Annotated in this window: 20 protein-coding genes and 1 tRNA gene; 14 read left to right on the top strand and 7 right to left on the bottom strand. The window is 70.2% G+C overall.

The annotated features are described in order from the left end of the window. The first annotated feature begins 30 nt into the window (after positions 1–30). A complete protein-coding gene (soxR, locus tag ACN28G_RS25425; RefSeq protein WP_091445578.1) occupies positions 31–468 on the top strand; it encodes a redox-sensitive transcriptional activator SoxR in 438 nt (145 codons plus the stop codon). Between the two features lie 411 nt (positions 469–879). On the opposite strand, the gene ACN28G_RS25420 is transcribed toward soxR, so the two are convergent. The 3 genes from ACN28G_RS25420 to ACN28G_RS25410 all read right to left on the bottom strand — a co-directional run bounded on the left by ACN28G_RS25420 (position 880) and on the right by ACN28G_RS25410 (position 3,580). Next, positions 880–1,857, bottom strand: coding sequence for an NAD(P)H-quinone oxidoreductase (locus ACN28G_RS25420; protein WP_421480500.1), 978 nt, complete (start codon positions 1,855–1,857; stop codon positions 880–882). A gap of 180 nt (positions 1,858–2,037) precedes the next feature. Further along, positions 2,038–3,249 carry a helix-turn-helix domain-containing protein gene (locus tag ACN28G_RS25415; RefSeq protein ID WP_421480499.1) on the bottom strand — a complete coding sequence of 404 codons (1,212 nt, stop codon included), beginning with the start codon at positions 3,247–3,249 and terminating at the stop codon, positions 2,038–2,040. Further along, positions 3,236–3,580, bottom strand: coding sequence for a hypothetical protein (locus tag ACN28G_RS25410; protein WP_421480498.1), 345 nt, complete (start codon positions 3,578–3,580; stop codon positions 3,236–3,238). Before ACN28G_RS25410 ends, ACN28G_RS25415 begins: the two co-directional genes overlap by 14 nt. Positions 3,581–3,809: 229 nt before the next feature. On the opposite strand from ACN28G_RS25410, the gene ACN28G_RS25405 reads away from it, so the two are divergent. The 11 genes from ACN28G_RS25405 to ACN28G_RS25355 all read left to right on the top strand — a co-directional run bounded on the left by ACN28G_RS25405 (position 3,810) and on the right by ACN28G_RS25355 (position 10,619). Continuing rightward, complete coding sequence (locus ACN28G_RS25405) at positions 3,810–4,418, top strand: helix-turn-helix transcriptional regulator (RefSeq protein ID WP_421480497.1); 609 nt, start codon at positions 3,810–3,812, stop codon at positions 4,416–4,418. Next, the gene (cutA, locus tag ACN28G_RS25400; protein ID WP_091445574.1) at positions 4,415–4,741 is read left to right on the top strand and encodes a divalent-cation tolerance protein CutA; all 327 of its coding nucleotides are present in this window, start codon (positions 4,415–4,417) and stop codon (positions 4,739–4,741) included. Before ACN28G_RS25405 ends, cutA begins: the two co-directional genes overlap by 4 nt. 46 nt (positions 4,742–4,787) lie before the next feature. Beyond that, on the top strand, positions 4,788–5,369 hold the full coding sequence (locus tag ACN28G_RS25395) for a UTRA domain-containing protein (RefSeq protein WP_421480974.1): 582 nt from the start codon (positions 4,788–4,790) through the stop codon (positions 5,367–5,369). Beyond that, the gene (locus ACN28G_RS25390) at positions 5,366–6,073 is read left to right on the top strand and encodes a PP2C family protein-serine/threonine phosphatase (RefSeq protein WP_421480496.1); all 708 of its coding nucleotides are present in this window, start codon (positions 5,366–5,368) and stop codon (positions 6,071–6,073) included. The genes ACN28G_RS25395 and ACN28G_RS25390 overlap by 4 nt, the downstream gene beginning before the upstream one ends. 32 nt (positions 6,074–6,105) lie before the next feature. Then, on the top strand, positions 6,106–6,648 hold the full coding sequence (locus ACN28G_RS25385) for a GntR family transcriptional regulator (protein ID WP_421480495.1): 543 nt from the start codon (positions 6,106–6,108) through the stop codon (positions 6,646–6,648). Between the two features lie 234 nt (positions 6,649–6,882). Continuing rightward, positions 6,883–8,127, top strand: a complete 1,245-nt coding sequence (locus ACN28G_RS25380; protein ID WP_421480494.1) for an XRE family transcriptional regulator — start codon at positions 6,883–6,885, stop codon at positions 8,125–8,127. Beyond that, the gene (locus ACN28G_RS25375; RefSeq protein WP_421480493.1) at positions 8,108–8,950 is read left to right on the top strand and encodes a hypothetical protein; all 843 of its coding nucleotides are present in this window, start codon (positions 8,108–8,110) and stop codon (positions 8,948–8,950) included. The genes ACN28G_RS25380 and ACN28G_RS25375 overlap by 20 nt, the downstream gene beginning before the upstream one ends. A gap of 21 nt (positions 8,951–8,971) precedes the next feature. Beyond that, positions 8,972–9,319: a hypothetical protein gene (locus ACN28G_RS25370; protein ID WP_421480492.1), complete on the top strand. Its 348-nt coding sequence runs from the start codon at positions 8,972–8,974 to the stop codon at positions 9,317–9,319. Positions 9,320–9,334: 15 nt separating this feature from the next. After that, positions 9,335–9,787, top strand: coding sequence for a hypothetical protein (locus tag ACN28G_RS25365; protein ID WP_421480491.1), 453 nt, complete (start codon positions 9,335–9,337; stop codon positions 9,785–9,787). 108 nt (positions 9,788–9,895) lie between these two features. After that, a tRNA-Ser gene (locus ACN28G_RS25360) sits at positions 9,896–9,982 on the top strand. 229 nt (positions 9,983–10,211) lie between these two features. Further along, a complete protein-coding gene (locus tag ACN28G_RS25355; RefSeq protein ID WP_091445562.1) occupies positions 10,212–10,619 on the top strand; it encodes a RidA family protein in 408 nt (135 codons plus the stop codon). A gap of 16 nt (positions 10,620–10,635) precedes the next feature. Here the strand turns inward: ACN28G_RS25355 and ACN28G_RS25350 are convergent, their stop codons facing one another. Both ACN28G_RS25350 and ACN28G_RS25345 read right to left on the bottom strand, forming a co-directional pair. Continuing rightward, entirely contained in the window at positions 10,636–11,022 is a 387-nt protein-coding gene (locus tag ACN28G_RS25350) for a winged helix-turn-helix transcriptional regulator (RefSeq protein ID WP_091445559.1), read from the bottom strand. A 56-nt stretch (positions 11,023–11,078) separates the two neighbouring features. Continuing rightward, positions 11,079–11,564 carry a hypothetical protein gene (locus tag ACN28G_RS25345; RefSeq protein WP_139135811.1) on the bottom strand — a complete coding sequence of 162 codons (486 nt, stop codon included), beginning with the start codon at positions 11,562–11,564 and terminating at the stop codon, positions 11,079–11,081. A 178-nt stretch (positions 11,565–11,742) separates the two neighbouring features. On the opposite strand from ACN28G_RS25345, the gene ACN28G_RS25340 reads away from it, so the two are divergent. Beyond that, a complete protein-coding gene (locus ACN28G_RS25340; RefSeq protein WP_091445554.1) occupies positions 11,743–12,276 on the top strand; it encodes a YbhB/YbcL family Raf kinase inhibitor-like protein in 534 nt (177 codons plus the stop codon). Positions 12,277–12,492: 216 nt separating this feature from the next. On the opposite strand, the gene ACN28G_RS25335 is transcribed toward ACN28G_RS25340, so the two are convergent. Next, positions 12,493–13,203: a class I SAM-dependent methyltransferase gene (locus ACN28G_RS25335; protein WP_091445552.1), complete on the bottom strand. Its 711-nt coding sequence runs from the start codon at positions 13,201–13,203 to the stop codon at positions 12,493–12,495. A gap of 209 nt (positions 13,204–13,412) precedes the next feature. On the opposite strand from ACN28G_RS25335, the gene ACN28G_RS25330 reads away from it, so the two are divergent. Next, complete coding sequence (locus ACN28G_RS25330; RefSeq protein ID WP_421480490.1) at positions 13,413–15,230, top strand: hypothetical protein; 1,818 nt, start codon at positions 13,413–13,415, stop codon at positions 15,228–15,230. Between the two features lie 50 nt (positions 15,231–15,280). Here ACN28G_RS25330 and ACN28G_RS25325 read toward each other — a convergent pair whose 3' ends face one another. After that, positions 15,281–16,000, bottom strand: a complete 720-nt coding sequence (locus tag ACN28G_RS25325) for an IucA/IucC family C-terminal-domain containing protein (protein WP_175440828.1) — start codon at positions 15,998–16,000, stop codon at positions 15,281–15,283. Positions 16,001–16,188: the final 188 nt, after the last annotated feature.

The raw sequence follows: 16,188 nt of genomic DNA, 5'->3' as shown, positions 1-16,188 counted from the left end.
CTTGAAGTCGACTTCAGCACAAGGTGATTCATGCCCGAGTCTCTGACGATCGGCCAACTCGCGGCCCGTAGTGGGGTCGCCGCCTCCGCGCTGCGCTACTACGAGCGGCTCGGCCTGATCAGCGCCGAGCGCACCAGCGGCAACCAACGCCGGTACGCCCGCGCGGAGCTGCGCCGGGTGGCGTTCATCCGGATCTCCCAGCAGGTAGGCGTCTCGCTGGAGGAGATCCGGGAGGCGCTGGACTCGTTGCCGGCCGGGCGGACCCCGAGCCCCGACGACTGGGCGCAGCTCTCCACCGCCTGGCGGGACCGGCTCACCGAGAAGATCGACCTGATGACCCGGCTCCGCGACGACCTGACCGGCTGCATCGGCTGCGGCTGCCTGTCGTTGCAACGCTGCACGCTCTACAACCCGGTCGACCAGCTGGCCGCCGAGGGCCCCGGCCCCCGCCGGCTCCTGCCCCGCTGACCGCTTGCCGAACGCCGGATGCCGCCTCGCTGGGTGGCGCGGCTCTGGTCAAGGTTGCCTCGCTCGGCGGCGCAGCTCTGGTCAAAAGATCTTGGAAGAAATGTGCCCCTGGAGGGGCCGAATTCTTCCAAGATCCTCGGCCTGCCGCAGGCAGCTCAGGTGTAAATCGTGCCAAATCGGTGCAAGCTGGTCCCGCTCCCCAGCCAACCCCACCAACGCACGCACCGCACCGCCATCGAGGCGGGCCGCCAAGGTAGATCTTGGACACTTACCGTTCTATTTGGACGGTAAGTGTCCAAGATCTACACTCCTTGCCCTGTCGAAAGCGGCAAACCGGGCAGGTCGTGCGAGGTGGTCGGTTCTCCGGTCAGGTCTTCGGCACCGCAGTGCGCCGGCGTCGTAGTGCTCGGGTCAGGGCAGGGTTAGTAGGACCTTGCCCAGGTGGTCGCTGGACTCGACCAGCCGGTGCGCCTGCGCCGCGTCGGCCAGCGGCAGCCGCCGGTCCACCACCGGCCGGACCGCGCCCGCCTCGACCAGCGGCCACACCTGTTCGCGTACGCCGGTCACGATTGTCGCTTTTTCCGCGACCGGGCGGGACCGTAGGGCGGTGGCGCTCACCGAGGCCCGTTTGGCCAGCAGCGCGCCGAGGTCCAGCTCGCCCTTGCGTCCGCCCTGCATCCCGATGACCACCAACCGGCCGCCGGTGGCCAGCGCCGACACGTTCCGCCCCAGGTAGGACGCGCCCATGATGTCCAGGATGACGTCCGCGCCCCGGCCGTCGGTGATCCGCCGGACCTCCTCGACGAAGTCCTGCTCCCGGTAGTCGATCAGGTGTGCGGCGCCCAGCGCCCGCAGCCGGTCGTGTTTCGCCGATCGGGCGGTGGCCAGCACGGTCGCCCCGAGCGCCGTACCGAGCTGGATCGCGAAGGTGCCGATCCCGCTGCCGCCACCGTGCACCAGCAGCGTCTCGCCCCGGGTCAGCCCGGCCAGCTGGACCACGTTCGACCAGACCGTACAGGCCACCTCGGGCAGCGCCGCCGCGTCGACCAGGTCCACCCCGGCCGGCACCGGCAGCAGCTGCCCGGCCGGCACCGCCACCCGTTCGGCGTACCCGCCGCCGGCCAGCAACGCGCAGACCTCCTGCCCGACCGTCCAGCCGGTCACCTCCGGCCCGAGCGCGGCGACGACCCCGGAACACTCCAATCCCGGGTACGCCGAAGCGCCCGCCGGGGGCGGGTAGTGCCCCTGCCGTTGCAGCAGGTCAGCCCGGTTGACCGCACTGGCGCGGACGGCCACGACCACCTCGCCGGGAGCCGGCTGCGGATCGGGCACCTCGCTCCAGACCAGCGCGTCGGGTCCACCGGGCTCGGGAATCGTGATCGCTCGCATCCCCCTGTCATACCCCACCGGTCCAGCCCCGACGAGCCATCCGCCCGACTCCCACCGCCTGCCCGCTCAACGATCGCCGCCTGCCCGCCCGATACCGTCGCTTGCCCGTCCGCCCGCCGCCTGCCTGTCTGACTTCCGCCGCCTGCCCGTCCGACTCCTGCCGCCTGTCCGGCCGAGGGGTCAGGCCGTGCCGAGGTCGGCACCGAGCCGGATCAGCGCACTCGCCGCCCCACCACCGCGGATGATCCCGGTGACCAGGTCACGGGCGTACGGCCGGGTCCGTACCTCGGCGGGGGCCGTCTGCTCCGCCATCATCACCAGGCGGCCGGCCGCGAGCAGGTCGCCGACGCGCAGGCAGGCCCGCGCCACGTCGAGCAGGTACGCCGCCCGATGCTCGACGGGCAGCCGCCGCCACCCCGGTCGGGCGCTCAGCCGGGCGTACCGCTCAAGGGCGTCGTCGGTCTCGCCGGCCAGCGCGGCGGCCGTGGCGCGGGCGAGCCCGACGGCGGACGGCCCGAACCCGGTCCACTCCGGATCCTCGCCGTCGACCACCAGCCGGGCGCTCGCCGCCGCCTGCTGCAACAGCCCGTCGGCCGTACCCCGGTCGAGGCCCACTGCGGTGTCGGGCTGGTCGGCGGCGGCGAGGGCGGCCTCGATCAGCAGCGCCCCGTGCAGCGCGCGGGCCGCCGGTGCACCGGGTACCTCGGCGGCCAGTTGACGGGCGGCGGCCAGCGCTGCGGCGTACGCCAGTTGGGGCCGGTCGAGGCTGCGGAGCGCCTGCGCGAGCGGCACCGTGCCGGCGGCGCACCATCGCGGCTCTCCGGCGGCGAGGGTGACCGCCCGGTCGGCGGCCAGCCAGGCCAACTCGGCCTCGCCGATCTTGACGAGCGCCTGCCCGGTGAGCCGGTACGCCCGCACCAGCGTCCCCGTCTCGATGATGCCCGCCTCGGCAGCGTGCCGCACGACCGCCAGCAGCTCCGGCAGAATCCGCAACAACTGGGAATATCGGGCATGCTGGTACGTCAACCAGGCGTGCCCGAGCCGCCCGGCCACCTCCGCGCCCGAGCCCACCGCCTGCCACCCCGACGGTTCACCGACGGCGAGCGCCGCGCGTACCCCCTCCACGCCGTCGACCGCACCCACGGTGACCGTCGGCGGCCGGGCCGGGTCGAGCAGCGCCGCCGGGGCGATCCGCAGCACCCCGGCCAGGTCGTGCAGGACCGAAACCCGATCGAGGGTACGTACGCCGCGCTCCACCTTGTCCACCCAGCTCTTCGACTTGCCCAGCCGGTCGGCGAGCATCTGCTGGGTCATCCGCCGCCGTACCCGCCACTGCGCCACCTGCCGCCCGATCGGCAACTCCCGCTGGTTGGGCCGCTCAGCCGCGCCCACGCCGCCACCACCACTCCGGTACCGCCCGGGTCGTCTCCTCGACCGGAATCCGTTCCGCCTCGGCCTGCGCCAGGATCCGCGCCCGCGCGGCGTTGTGCTCGGCCTCCTGCATCTGCTCGCCGAGGGACCGCTGGTTGCGTGCGCGGGGTTGCTCCTGGTCGGGCCAGTGGCCCCGGTTGATCGGTACCCGGTGCTGCTGCCGGCAGGGCAGCTCCGCGCCGCAGCGGCAGACCCGCCGCCACCGCCGCCAGGACCACACCGACCGGTGCCGCCGCGCCAAGGTCAACGCAACCCGAAGCAAATACTCGTCGTACGACACCCGGTTGCGCATGGGAGTCCTCCTCGCACTGGTGGCGACTGGGGTACCTGCTCTCCTCGACGAGATGGGTCGAAGAGATGAGCGAAGCAGAAAGGACTTTCATGTCCCTTGTTGGGGGACGTATACGTCCTGTAGTTTGAGGACTACCAAGTCCCCTGTCAAGGACATCAACGCCCTTGCCTGCGTGGTGGGTCGGGCGTTGTGCGGACAGGTGTGTCCCCGGAAGATATGAGGGGTGGAGATGTCCGAGATCATGCGTCAGCGCCGTAGCGTCCTGGGCCTGTCGCAAGCGGACCTGGCCGCTCGGGTCGGCGTGGACAAGCGGCAGATCAGACGGTACGAAGCTGGCGAGACCCAACCCACCCTCTCCGTGGCCCGGTCGATCGCTCGCGCCCTGGAGATCACCGTCGACGAGTTGGCCGGCGAGGATGTGCACCGGATCGACCTGACCGGCGAGTGGTGGGCCTGCTGGCAGACCTGGAACAAGGGGCAGGAGATCCTGAACCCGCACCGGATCCGGATGCGGCAGAAGGGCGACATCCTCGACGTGCTCGCCGTGACCCGGGGCACCCAGAAGTTCGACGAGGGCGGCTACCTGTGGCGCGGTGAGCTGCGACTGTGGGACAACGAAGTGCTGATGGGCTGGTACGTCGCCGACGAGGCAGCCGTCCGGTCGAAAGGGACGCTCTACTTCGCACTGCACCAGCACGGGCAGCAGATGACCGGACGCTGGGTGGGGCTGAGTTACGACGGGCCGATCCTCACCGGTTGGGGTGCCATCGCCAAGACCGAGGACGAAGTGCTGAGCATCGTCAACCGGCTGAAGAGCGAAGGGGAACCGAGGTTGTGAGCACTGAGATCTGCGAGGTCGTCATCACGGCTGACAGCGCCGACTGGCTGGTGGAGTTCACCCGCCGGCTGGTCGACGACAGGCTGGCGGCGTGCGGCCAGAACATCGCCGCCATCCGGTCCGTGTACCGGTGGGAGGGGGCGGTGCAGGACGAGCCCGAGGCGCGGGTGGCGCTGCACACGCGGGTGAGTCTGGTGCCGCAGATCGTGCAGCGGGCCAACGACGAGCACCCGTACGACGTGCCCTGTGTGATCGCGCTCCCGGTGATCGCCGGCAACCCCGCGTACGTCGACTGGGTGCTCACCGAGACCGAATCGGCCTGACCACGTGCGACCCGGCCAGCGTGGACCCCGTCGGCCGCGCGGGAACCTGGTGAAGCGGAACCACGTCGCCCCCGGCTACTCGTTCCCCTCCGCCTCCAGCAAGGAGGTGTGGAAACACCACATCCCGCCGGTGGCCTCGGTCGAGGCGCTGGACGATCCGCGAATCGCTCGACTGCTCGGCGTGTCACCGGGCACTGCGGTCCTGCGCCGGTTCCGGGTCACCGGTCCCGAGTCGGAGCCGCCCTTCCAGATCAACGTCTCGTGGATTCACCCCCGGGTCGCCGACATCCCCGGCGTCTCCGCACAGGCACCCGGGCCTGGTGACTGGTTGTACCGGCTGGAGAAGGCCGGCCACTGGCCGATCAGCTGGATGGAGATCCACCGAGCCCGGATGCCCAGCAAGGACGAGGCTGCCCTGCTGGAGATCCCGACCAACCTGCCGGTGCTGGAGATCGTGCGGGTCGGCACCTCGGGCGGTGACGGCAAGCCGGTCGAGGTGACGGAGTACGTCGTCGCCAGCGACCGGGTGGAGACGATCCACGTCCTGCACCGGGACGAGTCGGCCCGCGACCCGTGGCCGGACGACGCCGCGAACCCACCCGCCCCGGACCAGGCAGGTGAGTCATGATCCTTCGCGTGGCAGCCGCCTCCCACCTCGGTCTCGTACGACGGCGTAACGAGGACGCGTACCACGTCGGCCCGAACCTGCTCGCCGTCGCCGACGGGCTGGGTGGGCACGTGGCCGGTGACGTCGCCAGCACGACGGTGATCGACACGATGAAGCTGTACGACCGCGCGGTGGAGGCCTCGGCGCTGGCCACCACGCTGGGCGGGGCGATCAGCACCGCGAACGACGCGTTGCGGCAACGGGTCGAGGCCGAGCCGGACCTGGCCGGGATGGGTACGACCCTGGTCGCATTGCTCCACAACGGAACATCGGCCGTGCTGGCGAACGTCGGGGACTCCCGCGCGTACCTGCTCCGGGGAGGGCCGGGCGACGGCCAAATCGTCCAGTTGACCGAGGATCACGTCTACCGCCACCTGGTGGCCGACTCTGCCGACGTACCCCATCTTCCCGAGAAGCTGGCCCGCTTCCTCGACGGTCGGGCGGACGGACGGTCGCCCGACCTGACCCCACTGACCCTGCGGCCCGAGGACAGGCTTCTGCTCTGCTCCGACGGACTCAGTTCCTACGTGCCACACCACCTGCTGCACGCCGCGCTCCGCGCCGAAACGCCGCAGGATGCCGTCGACCAGCTGATCAACCTGGCCCTCGAACACGGCGGCCCCGACAACGTCACGGCAGTCGTCGCCGACATCGAGCAGCACTGAGAACAAGCTGGTTGAGCGGGAGGAGTGTGGAGGTGACCGTTCCGCAGTTCCATCCGATCCGGCGTAGCTCGCCGGGCCGGCTGGCTCGTCAGCGCTGGGGCTCCGGCCAAGCCATCCAGCAGGCGGACACGGCCGACCGGCCGCGTACGGTCGACGTGGTGACCGGCGAGACGGCGGCCGTCGACTGGGTCGCCGAACCGCTGGGGATCGACGTCGGCAGCCTGGTCGTCTTCCGCTCCCGGAGGTTTCTGGTCGAGGATCGGCCCGTGCAGTTGGCCTCTTCGTACCTACCCGTCGACCTGGCCAGGCGTACGCCGATCATGCACACCGACGCCGGTCCGGGCGGCATCTACGCCCGGCTCGCCGAGAACGGGCACGCCCCGGCGACCTTCACCGAATACCTCCGAGCCCGGATGCCGGTGCCGGAGGAGACGGACCGCCTCGACCTGCCGGAGGGCACGCCCGTCGTCGAGATCACCCGGCACGCCTTCGATGACTCGCACAGGTGCGTCGAAGTGAACCGGATGGTCCTGGACGGCAGCGCCTACCTCCTCGACTACACCTTCTCCGCCTGACCGGTGAAGGTGACCCGGGCCAGCAAGAATTGATTCGTCGTTCGGTGATCGCCTCCTGCCTACCGGGAAAGCACCGTCGAAGAGTGCTCGGGCCGGACGTCTGCCGTGCCGGCATGGTGGGTGAGGGGTACCGCTGAGTCTGCGACAGGAAGCAGGCGGTCCACCAGTGTCAGGGGTGAGGACAGCCCGATGTCCCCTTCCTGCCACCAGCGGTGCGGAGCGATACTCAGGGGCATGGCCGACCGCAACGGGCACGACGACGGGCGACCCGTCTGGGCGCGTCGACTGCGGGCCGAGCGGCAGGCGCGTGGCTGGTCCCAACCGGACGCGGTGCGCGCGTTGACAAGCCATTCCGACAGGCCCCTGCCCGCTGCCTCTAGTCTGCTGAGGAACTGGAAACGATGGGAGACGGGCGAGGTCGAGCCGGACGCCTTCTACAAGCCGCTGATCGCCAAGACCTTCGGTACCGTGAGCGCTGCCTTCTTTCCCAGCCCGGGACCGCGCGGAGCCAGCGCCGAGCTGATCGACGGCACCGGACTGGACACGCTCGAACTGGTTGCCCGGCTACGCGCCTCGGACGTCTCACCGGCAACCCTCGACGCGCTGCGCATCACCGCTGACCGCCTCTGCTCCGAATACCCCTACCTCAGCCCGGAGCAACTGTCGGTCGAAGGACACGCCTGGCTACGCCGGATCTGTGGACTGCTCGACCGCCGCCTGACCCTCGCCCAGCACCGGGAGATCCTTTCCCTTGCCGGGCTCGTCTTGCTCCTGGTCGGCTGTGTCGAGTACGACCTGGGGCTGCGACGCGAAGCCAAGGCCACCCGACGGGCGGCACTGTCGCTTGGGCAGGAGGCCGACGACGTGGACGTCATCGGCTGGGCACACGAGATGGCGGCCTGGTTCGCCATCACCCAAGGTGACTACCGTGGGGTGCTGGTAGCAGCCGCGGAAGGGGAGCAGACGGCCTCCCGGCGAAGCGTGACCGTGCAACTCGCGGCGCAGCGGGCCAAGGCCTGGGCGCGGATCGGCGATTACCGGGAGATGGAGAAGGCCCTCGACCACGGACGCGCTGTCCTGGAGACCTTGCCCTACCCGGAGGATGTCGACCACCACTTCGTGGTGGACCCCGCGAAGTTCGACTTCTATGCGATGGACTGCTACCGCCTCTTCGGCGACAACGACCGGGCCACCGTGTACGCCGAGGAGGTGATCAGAACCTCCACCGACCTGGACGGTACGCCCCGCAAGCCGATGCGAATCGCCGAAGCGGAGATCACGCTGGCTGTCGTCGCAGCCCGGCAGGGCGACGTCGAGCAGGCGGTGGAGTGGGGCCGGCAGGCGATCTCGGGCGAGCGAAAGTCTCTGCCCTCGCTCCTGATGGTGACGGGCGAACTGCGCGACGCGTTTGTCCGCACCTACCCAACCGTGCCGGCGGCAAGAGACTTCCTCGAAGAAGTTGGACAGCTCGGTGCGTAGAACCTGCCGATTGCGATGGTCAATCTCGGCAGCATCAGAAGCGGGCGACCCGAAGGCCTGCAACGAAGACTGGATGATGGCCAGCGAGAACCAGATCGTCGTCTTGGACGGGGCCACAGCTCGCACCGGCACGGGGTGCATGCACGGCATCTCCTGGTTGGTCGCCAAGCTCGGCTCCACTCTCGCCGGCTTGGCGGCCGACCTAGACGCCAGCCTGCCGAGCACGCTGATGACCAGCATCCAGGCGTTGGCCGACCAGCACCGTGCCACCTGCGACCTGTTGCACCCGGGCACGCCGTCGGCGGCTGTGGCCCTGCTACGCCTCAACGAGACCGTGCTGGAGTATCTGGTCCTCGGCGACGTGACCGTCATCATCGACACTGCCGACGGGCTCAAGGTCGTCGCGGACGATCGGGTGGACCGGACGGCTCGTGTCGAACGGGAGGAAGCCGACCGGTATCCGTTCGGGTCAGCCGAGAAAAAGGCTGCCCTGCTCCGGATGAAGCACGCCGAATTGGCCGCCCGCAACACACCGGGCGGATACTGGGTCGCGGCTGCCGATCCAACCGCTGCCCGGTACGCCATCACCGGGAAGATCCCGCTCGACACGATCCGGCGGGTGGCCGTCCTGACCGACGGAGCTGCCCGCCTGGTGGCCCTGTTCAAGCTCTTGGACTGGCCCGACGTGCTCGACCTGCTCGATCAGCACGGCCCCACCGAGCTGATCAGAAGGGTACGCGCGTTCGAGGCGGCCGACCCGTCCTGCATGCGATGGGCCCGCAACAAGCGAAGCGACGACGCCACGGCCGCGTACGCGGTCTGACTCCGCCCGGAGGCTGTGGAAATGGTCAGGGAAAGACGTGCGCCGCCTGGTTCGCGGTACGAAGACCAGCGGCACTACGTCATCGCCGCAAGCCTGGCCGACCTGCGGGGTCCGGTCGGCGGTCTGATCACACTCGACCGCAGGATGGACTGGTCCGGTGACAGCACCTACGACCTGGACGACGATGGGGACCGCCAACTGATGTACCAGACGGTGTTGAGTCAGGCCACCGAGGTCGCGTACCTGAACCGGTGTCTCGACGCCAACACGTTGCGGAAACTATGGCCGGTGCTGTGGCTGCCCGCTCGCCTCCGTGCATTGTGGAGTGCGCGCTTTCCCGAGCTGAACGCTGGCCGGTGGGTGGCCTGACGGAAGGAGACACGCATGATCACTGAGCCGACGCTTCTGCGGATCGGCGAGGCTGTGCAGCTCGGTCACCAGGGCGGGCGGGATGCTGCTCGCGTGCAGTTTGCTGAGATCTGGGACGAGATCGGCGGCGAGCAGGGTGACCCGCTGCAACGCTGCACCCTGGCGCACGCGATGGCGGACGTGCAGGACGACGTACAGCAGGAACTGCTCTGGGATCTGCGGGCGCTGGCCGCCGCCGACCTGATCACGGAGGCGCGGATCGCGGAGGCCGGGGTGCCGATGTCGGTGGCCGCGCTGTACCCGTCGCTGCACCTCAACCTCAGCGAGTGCTACCGCAAGCTCGGTGACCTCGACCGGGCCCGGGAACACCTCCAGCAGGCGCAGGCCACCATCGGCGCGCTCGGCGACGACCCGTACGGGCAGCTGATCCGGGGCGGCCTGGCGCAGGTGGCGGACCGGCTGCGCTGAGGCGCGGCGGGTGCTCACCGTCGGCGTTCAGCCGAGGGGTACGACAGAGCGCCGCTGGGCGGACTCTGGCAGACTGGTCGACGGTCGTGCCCCACGGGGCACGCTCCGGGAGGGTTCGCCTAGAGGCCGATGGCGCTGGTCTTGAAAACCGGTAAGGCAGCGATGTCTTCGTGGGTTCGAATCCCACACCCTCCGCCCACTGATGATCTCCCCTTACCCAGCTCAGCCTCGGTCTGCCGGCCGGGGCTGAGTGCTCGTTGGGGGCCTGGTGGGGGGAGCCAGCCCGCCAGCCTCGATGCCGCTGGCCGTCGGAGCGGTCACCAAAAGGTGACCTGGTCACGAAAAAGTGCGTTCTTCCCAGTTCGGGGAGGCTCATCTACGTTTCTCCCGTACCCGGAAACGAGCAGGCGAGGAGGCATTCAGCATGGCTGTGACGTTGGTGAACCCGGCGGGGTTGCCGGAGGTCCCGGTGTACCGGCAGGTGTCGGTGGCGACCGGTACCAGGATCGTGCACGTCGCCGGACAGGTCGCCGGGGACGCCGACGGCCGGACCGTCGGTGAGGGTGATCTCGCCGCGCAGGTCGAGCAGTGCTACCTGAACGTGGCCACGGCGCTCGCCGGGGTCGGCGGCACCTTCGCCGACGTGGTGAAGTTGACCGTGCACGTGGTCGACTGGAAGCCGGAGCAGATGCCCGTACTGCTGGAGGGGATCGGTCGGGCGGCGGCGAAGCTGGGGGTCACCCCGGCCGCGCCCGCGTCGCTGTTCGGGATCGTGGCCCTGGACGTACCCGAGCACCTGGTGGAGATCGAGGCCACCGCCGTCCTCGACTGACAACCCATCGGGTACGTCAGGAGGCGTCGAACCGGCTGCGGCAGGCCTCGATCGTGCCGAGGTGGTGTTGGGTCCAGCCGCACATGCCATCCACCACCCCGCGGAGGGCCTGGCCAGCCTCGGTGAGTGTGTAGTCGACGCGGGGTGGGACGGTGGCGTGGACGTGCCGCTCGACCAGGCCGTTGCGTTCCAGGGTGCGCAGGTTCTGGGTGAGCATCTTGTGGCTGATGCCGCCGATGGCGTCGCGTAGCTCGCTGAAGCGCATGGTGCGCTGCCCGAGGAACTCGATGATCAGGAGCGCCCACTTGTTGGCGATGTCGGAGAAGATCTCACGGGCCAGCGAGTCGGCCCGCGCCAGGTCGGCGTCCGGCGGCAACTCGCTGATCTCCTGCCTGGTACCCATCCCGCCACTCTCCACCAGCGCCTGAGTTACTGCAAGCGAGCGCGCCTCTGCAGCGTTCAGCAGCGCAGGTACGTGCCGCACAGGGGCGGGGCCTCGATGCGGCAGACCTTCCAGCCGCCGGTCAGGCCCTGCTCCTCCCTGGTGTGGAACCGCCACTGCGTCGGCGTGCCCTCGGTGAAGGTGACGTTGCCCGTACCCGGGTCGATCTGGGTGAAGCGGAGGTTCACCGTCGCCGCGACCGTGCCCTCCGTGCCGATTCTCCGCCAGTTGGTCGCGTCGACGTCGACACCGAAGCTCGCGTACGGCTCGATCTGTCGGCGCAGCTCCCGGGCCTCACGGAACCGGGCGTCGTGATCCTCTCCACAGAGGCAGCGGCTGATCTCGGTACCCTCGCCCGACTCGAACACCGCCCGCAGGTACGCCTCGGCCGCAGCGGTCGACGTCGCCTCCCCGCGCATCGCCGTGAAGCCCCGCAGCACCACCCGACCGGCGGGCAGCCCGACACAGGAAACCGCAGCGGCGGTGAGGGCAGCGAAAAACACCGTTCGGGTACGCCGCGACCGAACGGGAGTGGGCATCGCGATCACCGAGCGAGGCTACCGCCCGATCGCGTCCAGCAATGTCCCGTCGACTTCCCGGCGGTGATGTCGGGTGGGGGAGGGGGTGGTGGCGGGGTATGAAGGGGGCGCAGACATCCGCGAACCGGAAGGATCCGTCCCGATGACCCTGGAACGACCGATCGCCCCGGACCCGTACGAGTTGCTGCCCACCGTGGCGTCGTTCACGCTCACCAGCACCGACGTGGCAAACGGCGAGCCGATGGACGCCACGTACGCGCACGACAGCACCGGTGGGCAGAACGTCTCGCCGCAGCTGGCCTGGTCGGACTTCCCGGCCGAGACGAAGAGCTTCGTGGTGACCTGCTTCGACCCGGACGCGCCGACCGGTAGCGGGTTCTGGCACTGGGTGCTGGTCGACGTGCCGGCCTCGGTGACCGAGCTGCCGCACGGGGTCGCCGAGGCCGACCTGGGTGGCGCGTTCAGCGTGCGTAACGACTACGGCCAGAGCGGGTACGGCGGTGCCGCGCCGCCGCCCGGGGACCGGCCGCACCGGTACGTCTTCGCGGTGCACGCCCTGGACACCGAGAGCCTCGGGGTGGGCGCGGACGCGACGCCCGCGTACGTCGGGTTCAACCTGGCGTTCCACACCCTGGCGCGTGCGGTGATCCGGCCCACGTACCAGATCAAGGATTGAGCGAGCCCCCACAAGCAGGAAACAGTGGCCTCCACGTCGGGTGAGGCCACTGTTTCCTGGAAATCGTCGGGCCCGCCTGCCGGCGTCGGCCGGCGCCTGGCGGTGGCACAGGCGGTGGCGCGGGCGGTGGCGCGGGCGGTGGCGCGGGACGGAGCGGAGGTGCAGGGCGCGGGCGGGGCGCTGCGGGGTGGGGGAGGGAGGAGTGGTGCCGGGCGGTCAGGACGGGACGCGGGCCACGGCGAAGACGGACTGCCCGAACGGCGGGCGGACGAGCTGCTCGGCGGCCTTGGTGGCGGGCAGGACCAGGGTGTCGTACACCTTGACCATGGGGCCCTCCTTCGGCATCAGCCGGAAGACCTTGGTGGCCATGAAGTAGCCGATCAGGCCGAGCGCGTTCGCGTAGTGGATCTTCTCGACCGTCAGGCCGGCCTCGGTCATCGCGCCGGCCAGGGTCTTCTTGGTGTACCGGCGGACGTGTCCGGTGGCGATGTCCGCCGGGCCCATCGCGAACTGGAACGCCGGGACGATAATGATCACCGCGCCACCGGGCCGGACCAGGTCGCGCATGCTGCGCAGCGCACCCACGTGGTCGTCGATGTGTTCCAGCACGTTGTACGACACCGCCGCGCTGTGCTCGGCGGGCTCGAAGTGGGGCAGCAGCATCTGCCGTACGTCGATGTTGGGCTGGTCGGCGAGGCGTTCCTTCAGCGAGACCAGCCGGTCCGGGTCGGCCTCGGTGGCGGTGAACTTGGGCACGTGCGGCGCCCACGCCAGGGCGTAGTCTCCCAGCCCGCTGCCGATCTCGATCGGGTCCTCGCCCAGGTAGGGCAGGGCCAGTTCGACGAACCACGTGCGGTGGTTGACGGCGGTAGCCAGGCCTTCTAGGACCTCGGACTGGACGCGCTGATCCCCAGTGATTTCTGCCATGCGTCGATTCCTCACGGTATGCCTCGACCCGCGCCTGGACCGACAGAGTGAACCATCCGCCGGAGTGGTGACGGAAACGGGGGACCGGGATGGCCGAATAGCGGTCGGGGCGGCGCGAAGATCGGCGGTCAGCGAACCCGGTACATAGTACGTCAGTACCCCGAAAGCCGCCACGCGGCCGTCATAGCCTCACTACGCTATGAATTGCTATGACTACGCACCAATCGGGACCGACCGGAGGTGCCGGCTCGGACGGCGAGCCGGAAAACCGTGCGGTACGACCACATTCCGGGCGCTGGACGGACCTGGCCGCCGTGGCGAGTTTCGTCGTGCTCGCCTTCTGGGTGACGCTGCGGCTCTGGTGGGATCCCGGTCACGGGGTGCGGGACAACCCGACGGACCAGGCGCAGTTCGAGTGGATGATGGCACACGGTGCGCGAGTCGTGACCGATTTTGCCTATCCGTTCGGCTCGGACCGGATGAACGTTCCGGAGAGTGTCAATTTGGTGGCAAATACCTCCGTATTATCGGTATCACTGCCATTGTCGCCACTGACCCTGCTGGCCGGGCCACGCGCCGCTTTCCTGGTCTTTCTCACCGGGGCCCTGATTCTGACCGCGACGAGCTGGTATTTCGTGCTCTCCCGGGTGGTGGTCGGCAGCCGGGGGCCGGCCTGGCTGGGGGCCGCGTTCTGCGGGTTCGCCCCGGCGATGGTGTCGCACGCCAACGCGCACCCGAACATCGTCGCCCAGTACGTCGTACCGCTGATCGTCTGGCGGACCCTGCGGCTGGCCGAGCCCGGCCGGTGGCTGCGCAACGGCCTGCTGCTCGGGCTGTTGATCGTCTGGCAGGCCTTCCTCAACCTGGAGATCCTGCTGGTCACCGCGATCGGGCTGGGGGTGGTGGTGGCCGCGCTGGCGATCGGCCGGCCGGAGCTGCGCCGGAGTGCCCGACCGTTCCTCGCCGGGTTGGCCGTGGTCGCCGTGCTCGCCGGGGCGCTGCTGGCGTACCCGCTGCACGTGCAGTTCTTCGGGCCCGGCGCGTACCAGGGGTTGTCGCGGTTGATCCGGGGTTACTCGACCGACCTGTGGTCCTTCGTCTCCTTCGCCGGGGAGTCGTTCGCCGGAGACCCCGAGGGCGCGGGCCGGTTGGCCGTCAACCCGACCGAGGAGAACGCCTTCTTCGGCTGGCCGCTGGTGATCCTCGTCGCGGCGCTGGTGTGGTGGCTGCGGCGCAACGTGGTGGTGGTCGGGTTGGCCGTGCTCGGCCTGCTGCTGGCGGTGCTGTCGCTGGGGCGGGAGATCCGCTTCAACGGGCACCCCACCGGCGTACCCGGGCCCTGGGCGCTGCTGGAGAACCTGCCCGTCCTGCACTCGGTGGTGCCCACCCGCTGGTCGCTGGCGATCACCCCGATCGTCGGGGTGCTGCTGGCGCTGGGCGCCGAGCGGGTCCGCCAACTCGCCCGGGAGCATCCGCAGCAGCGCCGGCCGATCCGTACCGTGACCGCCCTGGTGCTGGCGATGGCGCTGGTGCCGATCCTGCCGACCCCGCTGCCCACCACGCGGATCGAGCCCACCCCCCAGTTCGTCACCGCCGGCGCCTGGCGGCCCTACCTGGCCGGCGGGCGCAGCCTGGTCACCCTGCCGATGCCGGACAGCAACTACGCCGAGCCGCTGCGCTGGTCGGCGGAGACCGGGCTGGAGATGCCGATCGCCCGGGGGTACTTCCTCGGCCCGGACACCCGACCGGACGCCCCCGAGGGGCGGATCGGCATCTTCGGTGCCCCACCCCGCACCACCAGTACCTTCTTCGACCAGATCCGGCGCACCGGGGAGGTGCCGCCGATCACCGCGCAGACCCGGCTCGCCGTCCTGGACGACCTGCGGTACTGGCGGGCCGGGGTGGTGGTGCTCGGGCCGCACCCGCGCGAGGAGGCGTTGCGGCGGGGGATGACCGCGTTGACCGGGATCGAGCCGGTGCGTACCGGTGGGGTGTGGCTCTGGGACGTGCGCCCGCTGATCGACTGAGCCGGGCCGGTCGAATGGTGGGCCGGGCCCCGGTCAGTGGGCCGGGTCGGTCAGGGTGTGACGCAGCAGCCCTGGCAGAGCTTCGGCCGGGGCAGGGTGAAGGCCAGGCAGCAGGTACGCCGCTGCACGGTCGGCGCACCGCCGGGACCGGGCACCAGCTCGACCAGGTCGGCCAGGTCGAGCGCGTCGAGCAGGGTCCCGACCGCCTCGGTCGAGGAGCCGGGCAGCGCGTCGGCGGCCCGCAGCACGCCGTGCGCGATGCCGGAGGCCACCGAGCCGAGCAGGGTACGGGTGCCGATGCGGACCTCGCCCCGGATCGCCTCGACCAGCGGGGCGAGGTGGGCGTCGAGCAGCGAGGCGCGCAGCGCGGTGAGCAACTCGGCCTCGTCGGCGACCACCCGGACCTGCGGTAGCCCGGAAAGGGCCAGCGGGTCGTGCGGGAGCACCGCCACGGTGGTCGACCGGCGCAGCCCCAGGGTGATCAACGGACGCCGGTCGGCGAAGTGGATCAGCACGTCGTCGGCGTCGGCCAGCGGGACCCGACGGGCCGAGGCCCAGCCGAGGACCACCGGCAGGGCGGCCCAGTAGCTGTAGGACTTCCAGGCCAGCGCGGCGCAGGCGTGCGGGGTGCCGCCCCAGCGGGCGGCGGCCTCGGTGAGCAGTTGCGGCAGGCGGGTGCCGTCGACCAGGGTGCTCGCCGGCGACCAGCCGTACTCGTCGGTCACCAGCAGGCCCGGAGTCAGGCCGGGCAGGTCGTCGGTGCCGAACATGGCCCGCAGGGTGGCGGTCACCGGAGCGAGCAGGCTGGCGGTGTCGTGCCGGGGCAGCACCGTTGTCACTGGACCCACCCCCCGACGTCACCGTTTCAGCTAAGGCTAACCTAACCACTCCTCGGCGGAAGCGGTAGCCGTTTCGGGTGACGCGAAAGATGCTCGCTTTGTCAAGCAACTTGTCGACA

This window comes from Micromonospora sp. WMMA1923 (assembly GCF_049179195.1).
Taxonomy (GTDB): Bacteria; Actinomycetota; Actinomycetes; order Mycobacteriales; family Micromonosporaceae; genus Micromonospora; species Micromonospora yangpuensis.
This window is presented reverse-complemented; position numbering and strand designations above follow the sequence as displayed.